The organism is Glutamicibacter sp. JL.03c (assembly GCF_025854375.1).
Taxonomy (GTDB): Bacteria; Actinomycetota; Actinomycetes; order Actinomycetales; family Micrococcaceae; genus Glutamicibacter.
On the sequence record NZ_CP107575.1, the window covers coordinates 2594768 to 2610432 of the forward strand.

Annotated in this window: 13 protein-coding genes; 4 read left to right on the forward strand and 9 right to left on the reverse strand. The window is 59.3% G+C overall.

The genetic code is table 11. The features are described from left to right. The first annotated feature begins 357 nt into the window (after positions 1 to 357). On the forward strand, positions 358 to 1542 hold the full coding sequence (locus OF385_RS12035; protein ID WP_264275567.1) for a TerC/Alx family metal homeostasis membrane protein: 1185 nt from the start codon (positions 358 to 360) through the stop codon (positions 1540 to 1542). Positions 1543 to 1614: 72 nt separating this feature from the next. Here the strand turns inward: OF385_RS12035 and OF385_RS12040 are convergent, their stop codons facing one another. Beyond that, positions 1615 to 2025 (reverse strand): YccF domain-containing protein, encoded by a 411-nt coding sequence (locus tag OF385_RS12040; protein WP_413467995.1) that lies wholly within the window; start codon positions 2023 to 2025, stop codon positions 1615 to 1617. Between the two features lie 125 nt (positions 2026 to 2150). Here OF385_RS12040 and trmB point away from each other — a divergent pair, with 125 nt between their 5' ends. Further along, the gene (trmB, locus tag OF385_RS12045; protein WP_264275568.1) at positions 2151 to 3008 is read left to right on the forward strand and encodes a tRNA (guanosine(46)-N7)-methyltransferase TrmB; all 858 of its coding nucleotides are present in this window, start codon (positions 2151 to 2153) and stop codon (positions 3006 to 3008) included. 50 nt (positions 3009 to 3058) lie between these two features. Then, positions 3059 to 3685: a GNAT family N-acetyltransferase gene (locus OF385_RS12050; RefSeq protein ID WP_264275569.1), complete on the forward strand. Its 627-nt coding sequence runs from the start codon at positions 3059 to 3061 to the stop codon at positions 3683 to 3685. Here the strand turns inward: OF385_RS12050 and OF385_RS12055 are convergent. The 6 genes from OF385_RS12055 to dnaK all read right to left on the reverse strand — a co-directional run bounded on the left by OF385_RS12055 (position 3682) and on the right by dnaK (position 9590). Beyond that, entirely contained in the window at positions 3682 to 4671 is a 990-nt protein-coding gene (locus OF385_RS12055; RefSeq protein WP_264275570.1) for a proline dehydrogenase family protein, read from the reverse strand. The genes OF385_RS12050 and OF385_RS12055 overlap by 4 nt on opposite strands. A gap of 26 nt (positions 4672 to 4697) precedes the next feature. Further along, positions 4698 to 5534 carry a helix-turn-helix domain-containing protein gene (locus tag OF385_RS12060; RefSeq protein WP_264275571.1) on the reverse strand — a complete coding sequence of 279 codons (837 nt, stop codon included), beginning with the start codon at positions 5532 to 5534 and terminating at the stop codon, positions 4698 to 4700. A 1-nt stretch (position 5535) separates the two neighbouring features. Further along, positions 5536 to 5964: a heat shock protein transcriptional repressor HspR gene (locus OF385_RS12065; RefSeq protein WP_319019103.1), complete on the reverse strand. Its 429-nt coding sequence runs from the start codon at positions 5962 to 5964 to the stop codon at positions 5536 to 5538. Positions 5965 to 6081: 117 nt separating this feature from the next. Continuing rightward, the gene (locus OF385_RS12070; protein WP_264275572.1) at positions 6082 to 7056 is read right to left on the reverse strand and encodes a DnaJ C-terminal domain-containing protein; all 975 of its coding nucleotides are present in this window, start codon (positions 7054 to 7056) and stop codon (positions 6082 to 6084) included. An 85-nt stretch (positions 7057 to 7141) separates the two neighbouring features. Beyond that, complete coding sequence (locus OF385_RS12075) at positions 7142 to 7723, reverse strand: nucleotide exchange factor GrpE (protein WP_264275573.1); 582 nt, start codon at positions 7721 to 7723, stop codon at positions 7142 to 7144. A gap of 13 nt (positions 7724 to 7736) precedes the next feature. Then, positions 7737 to 9590, reverse strand: a complete 1854-nt coding sequence (dnaK, locus tag OF385_RS12080) for a molecular chaperone DnaK (protein ID WP_264275574.1) — start codon at positions 9588 to 9590, stop codon at positions 7737 to 7739. Positions 9591 to 9763: 173 nt separating this feature from the next. Between dnaK and OF385_RS12085 the strand changes: the two genes are divergently transcribed. Further along, complete coding sequence (locus OF385_RS12085; protein ID WP_264275575.1) at positions 9764 to 10111, forward strand: hypothetical protein; 348 nt, start codon at positions 9764 to 9766, stop codon at positions 10109 to 10111. On the opposite strand, the gene pulA is transcribed toward OF385_RS12085, so the two are convergent. Further along, the gene (pulA, locus tag OF385_RS12090) at positions 10108 to 13101 is read right to left on the reverse strand and encodes a pullulanase-type alpha-1,6-glucosidase (RefSeq protein ID WP_264275576.1); all 2994 of its coding nucleotides are present in this window, start codon (positions 13099 to 13101) and stop codon (positions 10108 to 10110) included. The genes OF385_RS12085 and pulA overlap by 4 nt on opposite strands. Positions 13102 to 14059: 958 nt before the next feature. Beyond that, positions 14060 to 15607: a DEAD/DEAH box helicase gene (locus OF385_RS12095; protein WP_264275577.1), complete on the reverse strand. Its 1548-nt coding sequence runs from the start codon at positions 15605 to 15607 to the stop codon at positions 14060 to 14062. Positions 15608 to 15665: the final 58 nt, after the last annotated feature.

Here is a 15665-nt window from a genome sequence, read left to right on the forward strand (position 1 = left end):
TCGTATTGGTGGGCTCCAAGCTACTGCAGCCTACCGCGGGCCGGACTGAGCCCTGGACTACGAAACCATGGCCATCGGGATCCGCACGACGTAGCAACGAATTAAATTGCCTTCAGTGCCTACCCAAGGGATCGGTAACGAAGTACATTACAGATCACAACGACATTTAAGGACTAGAACTTTCCCCAGAACCCCGATCAAGTTAGGCTGGAAGCACGTAAGGGAGTATTCCTAAGCGCTTGACCCGTCAATACGTAGATCTTCATGGATCCACCGGGTTTTGCGGCCAGCCATCGTGCGGGCGAAGAGACTTACTCGACAGCGTGCTTGCGCGCCTTACGAAAGTAGGAAACCCTTATGGAAGTTTCGCCTTTAATCTGGTCCATTACCGTGGCCATCATCCTCGCACTTCTCGCTTTCGATTATTTCTTCCATATTCGCAAGGCCCATGTTCCTAGCCTGCGGGAAGCCGCCATCTGGTCGAGTATCTATGTCGGGATCGCAATAGTTTTTGGCGTCATTGTGCTCATCTTCGGGGGTGCGGATATGGGCGCCGAGTACTTCGCCGGGTACATCACCGAGAAGGCGCTGTCCGTAGACAATCTCTTTGTCTTCCTGATCATCATTGCCAGCTTCCGGGTTCCGCGCGAAGACCAGCAGAAGGTGCTGCTATTCGGCATCGTGTTCTCGCTCATCGCCCGAACGGCGTTCATCTTCGTCGGCGCCGCGTTGATCAACCAGTTTGCTTGGGTGTTCTACCTCTTTGGCCTGATCCTGCTGCTCACCGCAGGCAACCTGCTGAAAAAGGATGACGAATCTGATGAAGCGAACAACTTCATCATCCGCATTGCCAAGAAGCTATTCCACACCACCGATAGCTACGACGGTGACAAGCTCTTCACCAAGGTCGACGGCAAGAAGGTCCTGACTCCGATGCTGCTGGTCATGGTGGCCATCGGTGGCACGGATATCCTCTTTGCACTGGATTCAATTCCCGCCATCTTCGGTTTGACCCAGAACGTCTACATCGTATTCACCGCTACGGCTTTCTCGCTGATGGGCCTGCGGCAGCTTTACTTCCTGCTTGATGGTCTGCTTGACCGGTTGATCTACCTCTCCTACGGGTTGGCAGCCATCCTGGCATTCATCGGTGTCAAGCTCATCTTGCACGCGCTGCACGAGAACAACCTGCCATTTGTCAACGGCGGAGAGCCAGTCCACGTGATCGAAATCAGTACCGGCCTATCCCTGAGCGTGATTATTGGTGTGCTGGTGATTACCGTGCTGGCTTCCCTGTTCAGCAAAGCTGGCAAGGCGCAGACAGCCATAGGCAATCTTCGCCGTCACGCCAGCAGCTACAACGACTTGACCTACACCGCTGACGCAGGTGAACGCGAACGCATCTACCGTGCCCTGGTAGCTGAGGAAGAGCTCGTGAAAACCATGGAGAAGAAATACCGCGACAAGGCCAAGGACGTGGACAAGATCCGCGAAGAAGTCAAAGAGGCCCATCGCCAGCACGATGAGTATCTCAAGAGCTAGTTTTCTGCTGAGCATATGACACCGGCCGCCATCCTCCAATTAGGATGGCGGCCGGTGCTTGTTTCGCGGTGGCTAACGCTTGATGCCCGCAATGTAATAGTCCGAAGGAACAATGGACTTGCCCAACGGCATCAAGGAAATCGGGATCATCTTCAGATTCGCAATGCCCAGTGGGATACCGATTATCGAGACGAACATCGGAATAGCGGTCAGCACGTGCCCGATGGCGATCCAGATGCCTGCGAAGATCAGCCAGATGACATTGCCCAAAGTCGAGAATGCGCCTACCGGTCCGCGATCAATCACGGTACGTCCGAAAGGCCACAACGCATAGCCTGCAATGCGGAAGGACGCGATACCGAAGGGAATGGTCACGATCAACAGGCAGCAGATGATGCCGGCCAGAACGTATCCCAAGGCCAGCCACAGCCCGCCAAACACCAACCAAATAACGTTGAGAATACCGCGCACTAAATCAGTCATGATTTCATTCTTCAGCCCCGCCTGTCTTTGCGCCATAGGTGATCCCCCGGATTATCCCCTAGGGTGTCCAATCCCCTACTTTCAGGCAAGCAGCACCCGCCTTGGCTCAGCTAGGATTAATCATCATGAGCGAATCGAGCGATCAGCAGCGCCCAGCCCCTGGCGCTGCCCCCAAGGACCCGAATCTTTTCCGCGCCGAGCCAGTGTCATTTGTACGCCGCGGCAACCGCCTCCAGGGCCGCCGTGCCAGCGCGTGGGAACGCAATGCCGAGCAGTATGTCATCGAACCGCCGCGAAAGATTGCCGATACCTCGGTAGCCGATGACTTCCAGCTTGACCCTGCAGAAGCCTTCGGCCGCACCGCTCCATTGGTCGTGGAAATCGGTACCGGCCTAGGCGAGTGCATCGCCAACGCCGCCAAGGATGAACCAGAGCGCAACTACCTGGCCGTTGAGGTTTACCGGCCTGGCCTCGCGCAGCTCATGCTCAAGGTCGAGTCCTTTGGCATCACCAACGTCCGCGCTGTTCAGGCCAACGCCCCGGAGGTCCTGGACGTCATGCTTGACGAGAACAGTGCCGATGAAATCTGGATCTTCTTCTCCGACCCATGGCACAAGCCGCGCCACCACAAGCGCCGCCTGATCAAGAAGTCATTCCTCGACAAGGTCTCCCGCGTGCTCAAGCCGGGTGGAACCCTGCGTCTTGCCACCGACTGGTCGAACTATGCCGAGCAGATGCGTGAAGTACTTGACGTGCACGCGGATTTCGAGAATCAGCATCCAGGCAATTTGGCCGGCGAAGAAAGCAACCTGACCAAGGTTCGCCGTGGCGGCATGGAAGGATTTGATCCCGAGCCTGAGTTCACCGATGAGCAGGGTGGCTGGGCGCCACGTTTTGAGCGACGTATCCTCACCAGCTTCGAGGGCAAGGCGCTGAAGGCCGGTCGTCTCGTCTTCGATTTGGCGTACACTCGCATCGGATAATATCGGTGTCAAAGCTCCGGAAGGGCCATGGAATCCATAGGATGGGTTCCATGGCCCTTCCTTCATCCAAGATCAGCAGCTACGCCCAAGCACCCACGATGGAATATGCCGGCGTGCGACTGGAGCAGCTTTCATTCGACCATGCCGAAGACCTCGCCGAGATAGTCGCAGCAGGGCGCCTTGATGAAATCTGGTACACCTCGATTCCCTCGGCGCAGGATATGGCCAGCGATATCAAGAAGCGTTTGACTTGGCAGGAAGCGGGAGCGATGGCGCCGTTTGCCATCATTGATCTCTCCACGGGCAAGGCTGTGGGAGCAACGACGTACTTGAATATTGATGAACCGAGCAAGCGCGTTGAAATCGGCTCTACCTACCTGTCCCCGGCCGTCCAGGGCACAGGGATCAACCCGGCGGCTAAGTTCCTGCTGTTGCGGCGGGCTTTCGAGGAATTGGATTGCTTTTCCGTGGCGTTCTGCACGCACTGGCATAATGAGGCCTCACGGGCAGCCATCGCGCGGCTCGGCGCGAAGCAGGATGGGGTGCTGCGCAATCACAAATATGATCCCGACACCGGAACGCTGCGCGACACCGTCATCTTTTCGATTCTTCTGCACGAGTGGCCTGCTGTGCGCACCAATTTGCTGGCGCGGCTGGAACGCCATGGTCGTTGCTAGTTCGCGCTCCTAGAGGATCCCTGGGCGGCCATCTGCGAGAGCTGAAGATCTGCCACTGCCAGCATAATTCGCTGTGGATCTTCAGCCAGCCGGTTCAGCACGTACAGCCAGTATTCTGGCCCGAAAACCGCGTATTCCCGTGTGGAGAAACCCTCCTCGCGCAACGCGTCCAGCTGCTGCGTACCGAGGCCCTGGAGCATCTCGAATTCCAACTGCGGCGATAGCAACGCCGCTCCGTGTTCCTCTTGAAGCCTGCGGATCAGCCGCGCATCGTGGGTGGCAATATTTGTCCGCCTGCCTGAGGAGATTAGCGCTCCGGCCAGCTGCGCGTACCTGTCGGCCAGGCCTGGATCGTTGCGCGCCATGGCCGTGTCCAGCGGCTCTTGGAAGGCCCCCTTGACCAGCCGGACGGGGCCTGCCTGAAGCTCCAGGACGCGCACGAGATCCTGCGGTGTTCGCGATAGGCGAGCCTGCAAGGTAATGCCCGTTTCCGGAAAATCGCAGGTCAGCCTCTCCCAGAGCTCCAGCACCAGGTCGGTGCGATCCGATCCTTCCGCCGAAATCATCAGGTAGGTTCCCGCTTCGCGCGCGGCTCGGGCGACGCGCAATGCATTGCGCAATCCCAGCTCGGGATCAATAGCGGAACCGAGATGCGAGAGATCGAAGCTCAAGGTCGTACTGGTTTTCGAACTCTTCAAGCGTTCCGCGATGCCCAGAAATATTCCGGTTTCCGCCTCGGCGACGTCGCTATCCCGAATCGATTCGCCCACGCATTCGATGCTGCTGCGATGCCCTCGCGCCGTGATCTGGGCGACCTGGGCGAAGGCAGAGTCGATGGTGTCCCCGGCCAGGTATCGTTGCGAGATCCGGTGCGCAATCCTGGCCAAAGCCGGCGTAGCCATGACTTGTGCCTTGAGCCGTTCGTCCAAAGCCAATGCACGCAGATTATCTGCGGCCAATTCGAGTTCTTCAGGTGGAATGAGCATGGGACGATCATTTCGCACGCCTGATGCTACGGTCTTGAACGATATTGCAGCGGTGCCCGGTACTTTCCGGGGGCCGCTGCGACGTGCGAGCGAAAGACTCGGTGAAAGTGGCTCTGGTCTGAGAAGCCCAGTTCTGCCGCGGTTTGCGCTATCGAGGCTCCCGAGCGCAAGAGTTCGCGTGAACGGTTCACCAGCTGGTTATGCCTCCACGCGATTGGGGTGAAGCCGGTACTGCTGTGCATGAGACGTATCAGCTGATACTTGCTCAAGCCGGCGAGCAGTGCCAGCTCGTCCAGCTTCGGGGCCGCAGCATCGTTGCCCAATCGGTGCAGGACCGGAAGCAACCGCGCATCGCGGGGCCCTGTCCCCGGCGGGAGCGCCTCGAAGACCGGGGCCAGGGACTGCACGACGGAAAGCATGGATCCCAGCGACTGCTCAACGGACCGCTTTCCCATCCCGGCAAACAGCTGCTGGTTAAAGGCGTTCATCAATTCATAGAGCTCCGGCGCCCTGAATATCCGGATGCCCCAGAACAGATCCTGCGCTGAGATTGGTGCAAGCCGGGAAATCCATGATTGGTCTGCATGAATCATCTGGTATCGCCAGTAGCCATTTTTCGGATTACAGGCATGGAGGTGATCGCGCGGAATGACGATCACGTCACCAGGGACCAGAGTTGCCTGCTGCCCGTCATGCCCGGAGAAATCGGTTTCGCCTTCGTCGATGATCCCGATTGAAAAACGTTGATGGGCATGCGGCCGGTAGCAGGAAATTTTTTGGCACGAACGCCGCGACTCCAATTCCGGGAACTGAGGGTCATGCCAGAATTCGGAGTCGTCCGGGATTGGCAGATTGGCTGCCAATCTAGCGGCCGATCGCGCGGCGGGCGGTGAACAGCGTGACGGTTGGTTCGCGTCGTTCCGGACGCATGCCGCGAGCCAAGGACACCACGTCGCCACCGGAAGTTCCGGCGGCGAAAATTCGGGTTTGGCCTTGGCGCACTGCGCTGAGTTCGTTGCGCAGGTCGTTGACCTCGGTTTGCAGGTAGGCGACCTGGTTTTGCAGATCAAGGATCCGCTTGATGCCCTCGAGGGAGACACCATCTTTGCTCAACGCCTGGACTTGGCGGAGCAGGGACACATCGCGCTGCGAGTAGCGGCGCTGCTTGCCCGATTGGCGGCTCGGCGACACCAAGCCGATCCGGTCATACTGGCGTAGCGTCTGCGGGTGCATATCTGCCAGTTGAGCGGCGACGGAAATGACGAAGACAGGTCGCAGGTACTCCCCGTTCACGTTGCTTCAACCACCTTTCTACATGGCTTCACTGCTCTGCAGCCTCTAGTCATTGAGTCTAGCTTCCCTGCCGTGCCACTTCGAGGACACGACAGGGATGATAGAACTCTCTTTGTTTCAGAGCTTGGCCTTGGCAGCCAAATCCACACGTGGATCTTCGCCTTCGGTTGCTGCGGCGAAGTCCTCCACGGCCTTCTTCGCGGCATCCGAGAGATTCTGCGGAATCACCACATCCAGGATGATCAGTAGATCACCGGTGGCCTTGGAGGTTTTCACGCCGCGGCCCTTCAGGCGCAGCGTGCGGCCCGAATTCGATCCGGCGGGAACCTTCATCGCTACCGTTTCGCCATCCAGGGTGGGCACATGGATCTTTGCGCCCAGCACGGCCTCGTCAAAGGTGACCGGCACGTGGATTCGGATGTTGTTCTCTTCGCGCTTGAAGAAGGGATGCTCGTTGACCTTCACCTTGACCAGCAGGTCGCCATTGCCGGCTGCGCCGGGGTGCCCCTTGCCACGCACGCGAACGGACTGTCCGTCCTTGATGCCCGCAGGGATGCGCACGTCAATGACTTCGCCGTTCTGCTCGCGCAAGCCGATGGTGGTTCCCTTGATGGAGCCAGCGAAGGAGATCGAGGTGTTCGCGGTGCGGTCCTGCCCCTTGCGCGGTGGCGCGCTTTGGCCGAAGCCCCCGGCACCGCCGCCAAATCCGCCCCCGCCGAACAGGTCGGAGAAGTCCGGCTGTCCGCCGCGTCCACGGGCCCCGCCCCCGCCGCCAAAGAGGTTGGAGAAGATATCCTCGAATCCGGCTTGTCCGCCTGGTGCCCCACCGGGTCCGCCGGCGGAGAAGCGTGCTCCGCCACCCATGGCACGGATCGCGTCGTACTGCTCGCGCTGCTCTCTATCCGCCAGCACCGAATGGGCTTCGGAGATGTCCTTGAATTTCTGTTCTGCGGCCGCATCACCCTGGTTGGTGTCCGGGTGGTACTTGCGCGCAAGCTTGCGGTACGCCTTCTTGATGTCCGCCTCGCTGGCGTCCTTGGCGACGCCCAAAATGGCGTAGAAGTCTTTTTCGATCCAGTCCTGACTTGCCATCAGGGCCCCGTCCTTTCAATGCCAATTCGAAACTGCCCACTGACGATTTCTCGGCAGTGGGCAGTTTCAATTGTGTTATTCGTGGCTATTCGCCGGTTGCTACCAGTACCTGCGCTGCGCGCAGGACGGTGGTTCCCTTGCGGTAACCGTTGCGCAACACCTGGCCCACGTGGTCGGCAGGAACTTCCGGAACAGCCTGGCGAAGCAATGCTTCGTGGATGTTCGGATCAAATTCCACACCAGCCTCGTTGATACGCTCCAGGCCATGCTGGACCAAAATGGTATCCAGCTTGTTGGCGATCGCAGCGAACGGTCCATCGGTCAAATCACCATGCGCCCGGGCTGCATCGATTTCATCGAGTACCGGAAGGATGGTGGTCAACACCGACTGAACTGCGCTTTCTCGTGCCACTGCCCGGTCACGTTCAACGCGCTTGCGGTAGTTGACGTATTCAGCCTGCAGGCGCAGAAGGTCGTTGCGCAGCTCGGTTTCGGTCGCGCTGGCTTCGCCCTGTTCTGCCTCGGTTTCATCAACTTCGGCGCCAGCCTCGTTCAGGATCGCCTCGGCCTGCCCCAGGGCGTCAGCGGTTGGCTGCTCGTTGGCGGCCTCTGGCTGGTTCTCCGACTCAGCGTCGAAGTTTTCGTTCTGGTCATTTGCCTCGGGCATATTCCCTAACTCCCTACTTCTTGTCGGCTTCGTCTTCGTCGATGACCTCGGCGTCGACGATGTCTTCATCAGCGTTTGGAGCCTGCTCGCCCTCCGGAGCAGCAGCGCCTTCAGCCTGTGCGTTGGCGTAGATTGCCTCGCCCAGCTTGGTCTGCGATGCCTGCAGCTTCTCAAACGCGGCCTTGACCTCGTCGTCGTTATCCTGCTTCTCGAGGGCTGCCTTCAGCGCGTCAACGTCGGCCTGGACCTCGGTCTTGACCTCTTCTGGCAGCTTGTCCTCGTTGTCCTTGATCAGCTTGTCTACGGAGTAGGCAGCCTGCTCAGCGGCGTTTCGGGTCTCAGCTGCCTCGCGGCGTGCCTTGTCCTCTTCGGCGTGTGCTTCTGCTTCCTGGACCATGCGCTCGATGTCTTCCTTGGACAGCGAGGAACCACCGGTGATGGTCATCGACTGCTCGGTGCCGGTGCCCTTGTCCTTGGCGGAGACGTGCACGATGCCGTTGGCGTCGATGTCGAAGGTGACCTCGACCTGTGGGATGCCGCGAGGAGCCGGTGCGATACCGGTCAGCTCGAAGGTGCCCAGAGCCTTGTTGTCACGGGTGAACTCGCGCTCGCCCTGGAAGACCTGGATGGATACCGATGGCTGGTTGTCTTCAGCCGTGGTGAAGGTCTCCGAACGCTTGGTTGGGATTGCGGTGTTGCGCTCGATCAGCTTGGTCATCACGCCGCCCTTGGTCTCGATGCCCAGGGACAGCGGGGTGACGTCGATGAGCAGAACGTCCTTGCGCTCGCCCTTCAGCACACCTGCCTGCAGAGCTGCGCCAACGGCGACAACCTCATCTGGGTTCACGCCCTTGTTTGCTTCCTTGCCGGCCAGGTCCTTGACCAGTTCGGCAACGGCTGGCATACGGGTGGAACCGCCAACGAGGATCACGTGGGCAATGTCCGAAACCTTGACCCCTGCTTCTGCGATGACGTCGTTGAATGGCTTGCGGGTGCGCTCCAGCAGGTCCTTGGTCAGGTCCTGGAACTTGGCACGCGAGAGGTGCTCGTCCAGGTGCACTGGGCCTTCTGGGGTGACCGAAAGGTACTGCAGGGAGATGTTGGTGCTGGTAGCCGAGGACAGCTCCTTCTTGGCCTGCTCAGCAGCTTCCTTAAGGCGCTGCAGGGCGATCTTGTCCTTGGACAGGTCTGCGCCCTTGGCCTTGGCCTGGGCCAGCAGCCAATCGACGATGCGCTGATCCCAGTCATCGCCACCAAGGCGGTTGTCACCAGCGGTGGAGCGAACCTGGATGGTGGAGAAGCCGTCGTCGTCCTTGCCGACTTCGAGCAGGGAAACGTCGAAGGTACCGCCACCGAGGTCGAAGACCAGGATGAGTTCGTCTTCGTTGCCCTTTTCCAGGCCATAGGCCAGCGCTGCTGCGGTTGGCTCGTTGACGATGCGCAGTACGTTCATGCCAGCGATTTCGCCGGCTTCCTTGGTGGCCTGGCGCTCAGCGTCGTTGAAGTAGGCAGGAACGGTGATCACTGCGTCGGTGACCTTTTCGCCCAGGTAGGCCTCGGCGTCGTTCTTCAGCTTCATCAGGGTACGTGCGGAGATTTCCTGCGCGGTGTACTTCTTGTCGTCAACGTTGATGGTCCAGTCGGTGCCCATGTGGCGCTTGACCGACGAGATGGTGCGGTCGATGTTGTTGACGGCCTGGCGCTTGGCGATGTCGCCAACCAGAACTTCGCCGCTCTTCGAGAAAGCAACGATCGACGGGGTAGTACGGTTGCCTTCCGCGTTTGCGATAACGGTTGGCTCACCACCTTCGAGCACGGAAACTACGGAGTTGGTGGTTCCTAGGTCGATACCTACGGCACGCGACATAATGGCTCTCCTTTGCCTTGGTTGAAAGTGCTAACGCTGAGGATTCTTATCCCCTTTGAGCGTTCTGGACTCAAGTTTACTCGGCCGCATTCGACTGTCAAATTAACTTGAGCCAACCTCACTCAACTTTGCGTTCTGCCTTCTTCAACGGACAAAGTGCAAGAATGATTCCCATGACAACAAGGAATTTCCAGTCACAGGTCAACAGACGTCCTGCGCTACCCAAGAAGCGGTCGTTCAACGAGCTATCCCGTGGCACCCAAGCCGCTGTCGTCGTCTTTGGAATTCTGGAGCTGACCTTGATGATTGCAGCGTTAAGGGATCTTAGTAAGCGTCCAGGGGCATTGGTCCGAGGACCGAAACCGCTCTGGGCCGTGATCTCTTGCCTCAACATCCTCGGCTCGATTTCCTACTTCACCGTCGGCCGTCGCAAGCAGGTTTCCCGTCGATTTCGAGCCAAAAAAACAACCCACCCTCGCCAATACGAGAGTGGGTTGTTCGCTATGAGCGTGGCCTGCTAGTTCTCTGCCGCCACGAGAACGGCTGCGGTCCGCGCTGGGATCGTCAGCGTGCCGGAAGCGCTGTCGAAGGACGTGGATTTCACCCGCTCATCACTGCCCTCTTCCAAAGCTTTAGCCAGGGCATAGTCGTGCCCGGCCAGCTCCGCGACGGTTTGCGAGTGATCCTCCGGCGAAGCATTGAAGACCACCAGGGCTCCGTCATGCTCGCTGTCGGCGTCTGCACACACCGTGTCATCAATGTGCATCACGATGATTCCCGGCTGGGCGCTTGGGCCGCTCAGCGGGAAGCTCACTTTCTGCTCGATCAGGTCAGCCGAGCCCAACCTCAGCAGTCCGACTTCCCGGCGGGTGCGCAGCAGGTCAAGCGCTGCGCCTTCAGCCTGGGACATCGCCTGGGCATCTGGCTTCAGCTCGGGATCTTCCAGCAATGGAGCCATCAAATCCCATTTCTCCCCATTCTCGGCCTTCGGCGGTAGACCGGATCCGAAGGTATTCACCTGGCCGGAGAAATCGATCCGGTTAAACCAGTCCCCCGAGTTATAGCTGTTGCGATCCACGGATATTGACCGCAGCAATTCGGTCCCGGCATGCCAGAAGGGAACAGCCTGCGAGTACATGACCGTGGCCTGCGACAGCGTATTCATCCGCACCCGGTCGTCCATCGACGTATCGCGGGGCAGCTTGAATACGGTCAGGTCATAAAGCGTCTCGTTATCGTGCGCATCAACATAGTTGATCACCTCGCCAGGCTGCGAAGCGTACCCTGCAGCAGCGCCGCGGTAGTCCATTTCATCGCCGCGTTGCACCGTGCCAGCCGACGTCAGGAACTGGTAATCAGCCAGGTTGCCCGCCAAGCCCAGGCGCACGAGATCGGTTTCGTGGCCCAGATCTTTCAGTGCTTCCTCGGTGCTCCCGTTGACGTCGTTGCCGTTGGGATCTGTCCCCAAACCGGTGCCGAATCCTTGCCGGAAGGTGGAGGATGATTCCACCGGGCTGCCACCGTGGACCGCATCACGCAGCCGATCATTGAAGGTGCCGATTCCGGTGCCGTTCAATTGGCCTTGGGTCGCTTGGTAGAAGCGGGCATTGTCCGCGACTTCCCCGAAGTTCCACCCCTCGCCGTAGAGGTAAATGGACTTGCCATCGACCCCATCACGCCTTGGCGTCAGTTCATCCAAAGCTTCACGTGCCGCTTCCATGGTTTCGCGTGAGTGGTGCCCCATGAGAACGAATCGGAAACCGTCAACCTTGTAGTCCTTGGCCCAGACCACTAGCGAATCAACCATCAGCTTCTGTGCCGCAACATGCTCGGTCGCCAGATTCTGGCAGCAGGTGGAAGTCTCGACCCTGCCCGTGGCATCCAGCCGGTGATAATAGCCGGGAACGATCTGATCCAGCACGCTTTGATCCGACTGCCCGGAGGCGGCAGTGTGGTTGAAGACCTGGTCCAGGACGACTTCCAGACCCATGCCGTGCAGTGAACCAACCATGCCGCGGAACTCTTCTACGCGCTGCGCACCTTCGGGGTTCGTGGCATAGGAGCCTTCCGGCGCCATGAAGTGGAATGGGTCGTAGCCCCAGTTGAATCCATCTTCGTCAGCATGGGCGTTCACGCATTCTTGCTGCTTGGATGAGGCGGCAGGCAGTGATTCCAGCTCGCAGCCGGTTTCGACCCGCTGGTTTTCATCCTCTTCTATGCTTGCAATATCAAAAGTCGGCAACAGGTGGACTGTCGTCAATCCCGCTTCGGAGAGCTCCTTCAGCTGCTTGCTGCCGGCACCGTCTGCGCCAAAGGCCCCGTAGCGCCCGCGCTGGTCTTGTGGCACCGTGGAGTCAGAGATGGAGAAGTCGCGGATCTGCAGTTCGTAGATGCTGCGGTCCACATCTTTTTGGACATCCTTTGCCTGCGCCTTGCGCCACAGCTTAGGTTGGTGCTTGGGGTCTTCCAGGTTGACCGCCACCGATTGAGCAGAGTTGGTGGTCAGCGCTACGGAATAGGGGTCGGTGACGATATTTGTTTCAATCTTGCCGGTTTCAGGCACAAACACCTGGACTTCCCAGCGGTATTTCGCCTCGGTGAATTGCGGCTTGCCTTTGGCGGTCCACACGCCATTGGCCTTGTCGTAATTGGCGGCATGCCGTGAAGTCTTCTGATTTTCATCAGAAACCAGAAGCGTTGCTTGACGCGCAGTGGGGGCCCAGAGCCTGAATGTCGGGGCCTTTCCGGTGAAGCTCACCCCGAGCTTGACCTTCTCAAGCCCTCGGCTGTAGAGCTCGTCAATCACGCCTGGGATTTGCACTCCGGTGAAGGCGGTTAGCTTCGTGGCTTCACCCTGGTCTTCGAAGCGCGCCAGCGCCAGCTGCGAGCGCAGGGCAGCCGTGGTTTCTTCGCGCGTCAGCTCAGCTCGCACCGTGTGGTAATTGGCCAGATGGGGGAACTTCTTCTTTTGCTGTTCAGTGAGCCCGCCAATGTTCGGCTTGAGTTCTATCGGCCTGGCCCCGGAGATCTCTTCGCCATCCAAGCTCAGGCCAGCATCATCGGAGGCATAAAGCGCGTAGCGCTCTCCCCTGCCCAGGTCCCGGGGCAAGGCGATGGTATCGGCGGAGATCCATTGCGCTTGGCTTTGCCCGACTCCGGCGATGGAGTCGCTGGTGCCCGCAACCTGGACGATGCGCGTTGCCGAGTCGTAGGTGAATTCCACCTGGTCGCCGGAATTGACCGAGAGGTTGTAGTTAGCGCCTCCGGCTTTGCCATCTACGCCATAGTTTTCGTCCCACCCGCCGTCGTGGGCGACTTTGAACTCGTAGCTGCCAGTTGGTAGCTGGTCCGTGGTGAATTCACAGGTGCCGTCCCCATCGGCGTCGCCCATCATGGTGGACTCGCAGCTTGGGTCCCATTCGCCGGGACACCCCAACTCGTCCTGGAAGTTGCCAACGAGTGTGACCGCTATTTCCTCGGCAGATGCGGGGGTCGCTACCAGTGGAGCCATTGGCGCCAGGATCAACATGGGAGTAGCGGCCAGAGACGTCAGCCAACGACGCCAACTGCGCCCTGGGTAATCGGGAGGTGGATATTGTTTGCACGCAGAGGACGCAGCGTTGTAGCTGTTCAAGAAATGCTCCATTGAGTTCGAGGATGCTGATGACGGGCCAGGATAAGTTGCACGTCAGTGATCCAAACCACATTACTCAGCGCATTCCATCAAGTGCAAGCGTTTCCAACATTTACATTTTCTTGAGGACAACTTTCCAATATTTACAGAAATACTGGGTATTTAAGATTAGTAAGCGTTTGCAGTACCAGAGCGAACTGGACGTATCCGCAGCATCACAGCGCTTGCCAGAAAGAGGCCCCTCCAAGCCATTGGCGCCGCCTTGTTCGGGGGTTGCCTGAGAGCTTTGGCTTCGGTATCCCACAACAATTTCGGTAGCACCCCGCCAAACCTCATTGTTGCTGCGCCGCGCGATCCAGTTGTGTTCATTTATCGCCTCACTCGGCGGCATGCAATCGTTGTCTCCCCAGAGTTCTACGGACACGTAGTGAAAGCAGTGGAAGATCAAGCGGATATTCGCGCCTCGGCATCCGCACGAGAGGAAACCGATCACGTTTCCCACAAGGTTCTGTCCGCAGAATTCAGCGACTGATCCGAACCCCTACGTCGCTTCAGAGGTGAAAACGTTCCGTTAGCTCGATCACGATGCACTAACCCGGCTCGCCTTCGACGGAGGCCGGGACGAATCCAACACCACGAATTAATGGTGGCGTTGTTTGCCGCACATGCGATGCGACTTCATGCGTGCAGATTAGAACCCTCCCCAGCCGGCGAGCCCAGAGGTCAGATTGAAAATCGAAAGTCCCCTGATCGCTGGGCCATTGACTACACCCATCAACGGCAGAAGCCCTGAATAGCCTAGGGCTGCACAGGGCTTCTACTTGATATCGAGTTTTTAGCGACCGCTAGTTGACGGGCTAGATGCACGACGCGGGCCACGAGAGCGGGAGCCCGCAGCCGAACCTGTGTTGCGTCCACCCGAACGGGCCGAGCGCGACGAGTTCGACGGGCGCTCGCTATTCGCGCCACGAGTCGAGCGGCTTGGGCGCTCCCCGTTGGAGTTGCGCGCTTCGCGAGCTGGACGTTCCGACCGGTTTGGAGCGCTAGCGCGATCCGAACTGCGGCGTTCACCGCCACGAGCCTGGCCTTCGGCTGCAGGCTTGCCGCCGCGTGCATGGCGTCCTCCGTTGCGGCCACCGCGTGCGTTGGAAGATTCGCCAGCAGGCTTCTTCTTGGCCGGGTTGCGCTTCTGCTGCACCGGAGCAACGTAAGGAACGTGCTCGGCAACTTCGCCAACAACCGCGGCAACCACAGGCGAGTCGAGGGTGACCTTTTCAAAAGGAACCTTGAGGCCTGCCTGTTTCAGCAGCGAGGCGACGTCGCCCTGCTGGTCGGGGGTGCAGATGGTCACGACGGTGCCATCCGAGCCCGCGCGGGCGGTACGACCCGAGCGGTGGGTGTAGGCCTTGTGCTCTGCTGGTGGATCAATGTGGACGACCAGTTCCACGCCATCAACGTGCACGCCACGAGCGGCAACGTCGGTCGCGACAAGGACCTTCGCTTCGCCTGAGGCAAAAGCCGCGAGGTTGCGGTCACGGGCATTTTGCGAGAGGTTGCCGTGCAGGTCTACTGCTGGAACGCCGGCCTTGGACAGGGTGACGGCCATCTTCTTCGCGTGATGCTTGGTGCGCATGAACATGATGCGGCGGGCAGTGCCCTGGGCCAGGACTCGAATGAGCTCTTTCTTGTCATCGCTGGGAACCACGAAGACATGGTGTTCCATGGTATTCACTGCCGCTTCCGGTGCATCCACCGAGTGGACGGTCGGGTTGCTCAGGTAGCGCTTGACCACCTTGTCGACACCGTTATCCAAGGTCGCGGAGAACAGCATGTGCTGGATGCCGGTTGGCATGCGGTCCATGATGCGGCGAACGACTGGCAGGAAGCCCATGTCGGCCATGTGGTCCGCTTCGTCCAGCACGGAGATCTCCAGCTGGGACAGATCAACGATTTTCTGCTTGATGAGGTCGTCAAGGCGGCCAGGGCAGGCGATGACGATGTCAACGCCGTCGTTCATGGCCTTTTCCTGGCGGCTCTGAGCGACGCCGCCGTAGATGACCGTGGTGCGCAGGCTGCTGGCCTTGGCCAATGGGTCAACGGTCTTGGCGATCTGGGTGGCCAATTCGCGGGTTGGCGCCATGATCAGCGCGCGAGGGAAACGCGCCTTGCGACGCTGGGGACGCTGAGCCAAACGAGCAACCAGTGGCAGCGAGAATGCCAGGGTCTTGCCGGAACCGGTCTGTCCGCGTCCGAGGACATCGCCACCAGCCAAGGTTGATGGCAAGGTGGCTTCCTGGATCGGGAAGGGGGTTTCGATTCCGCTCTCGGAAAGGACGTTCGCGAGGTTTCCAGGCACGCCGAGGGCGCCAAAAGTTACGGACATATTCAAGCTTTCTCTCTGATTCGCACGCCCTAAGCCAAGGCGCTGGGTCTCGCCGAGC

Coding starts and splice junctions, on each gene's coding strand:
- OF385_RS12075 (WP_264275573.1), bottom strand. CDS start 7,723: ATGCCCGAGGCAAATGACCAGAACGAAAACTTCGACGCTGAGTCGGAG.
- OF385_RS12095 (WP_264275577.1), bottom strand. CDS start 15,607: ATGTCCGTAACTTTTGGCGCCCTCGGCGTGCCTGGAAACCTCGCGAAC.
- OF385_RS12055 (WP_264275570.1), bottom strand. CDS start 4,671: ATGCTCATTCCACCTGAAGAACTCGAATTGGCCGCAGATAATCTGCGT.
- OF385_RS12070 (WP_264275572.1), bottom strand. CDS start 7,056: ATGGCAAGTCAGGACTGGATCGAAAAAGACTTCTACGCCATTTTGGGC.
- dnaK (WP_264275574.1), bottom strand. CDS start 9,590: ATGTCGCGTGCCGTAGGTATCGACCTAGGAACCACCAACTCCGTAGTT.
- OF385_RS12040 (WP_413467995.1), bottom strand. CDS start 2,025: ATGACTGATTTAGTGCGCGGTATTCTCAACGTTATTTGGTTGGTGTTT.
- OF385_RS12050 (WP_264275569.1), top strand. CDS start 3,059: ATGGCCCTTCCTTCATCCAAGATCAGCAGCTACGCCCAAGCACCCACG.
- pulA (WP_264275576.1), bottom strand. CDS start 13,101: ATGGCTCCACTGGTAGCGACCCCCGCATCTGCCGAGGAAATAGCGGTC.
- OF385_RS12035 (WP_264275567.1), top strand. CDS start 358: ATGGAAGTTTCGCCTTTAATCTGGTCCATTACCGTGGCCATCATCCTC.
- trmB (WP_264275568.1), top strand. CDS start 2,151: ATGAGCGAATCGAGCGATCAGCAGCGCCCAGCCCCTGGCGCTGCCCCC.
- OF385_RS12085 (WP_264275575.1), top strand. CDS start 9,764: ATGACAACAAGGAATTTCCAGTCACAGGTCAACAGACGTCCTGCGCTA.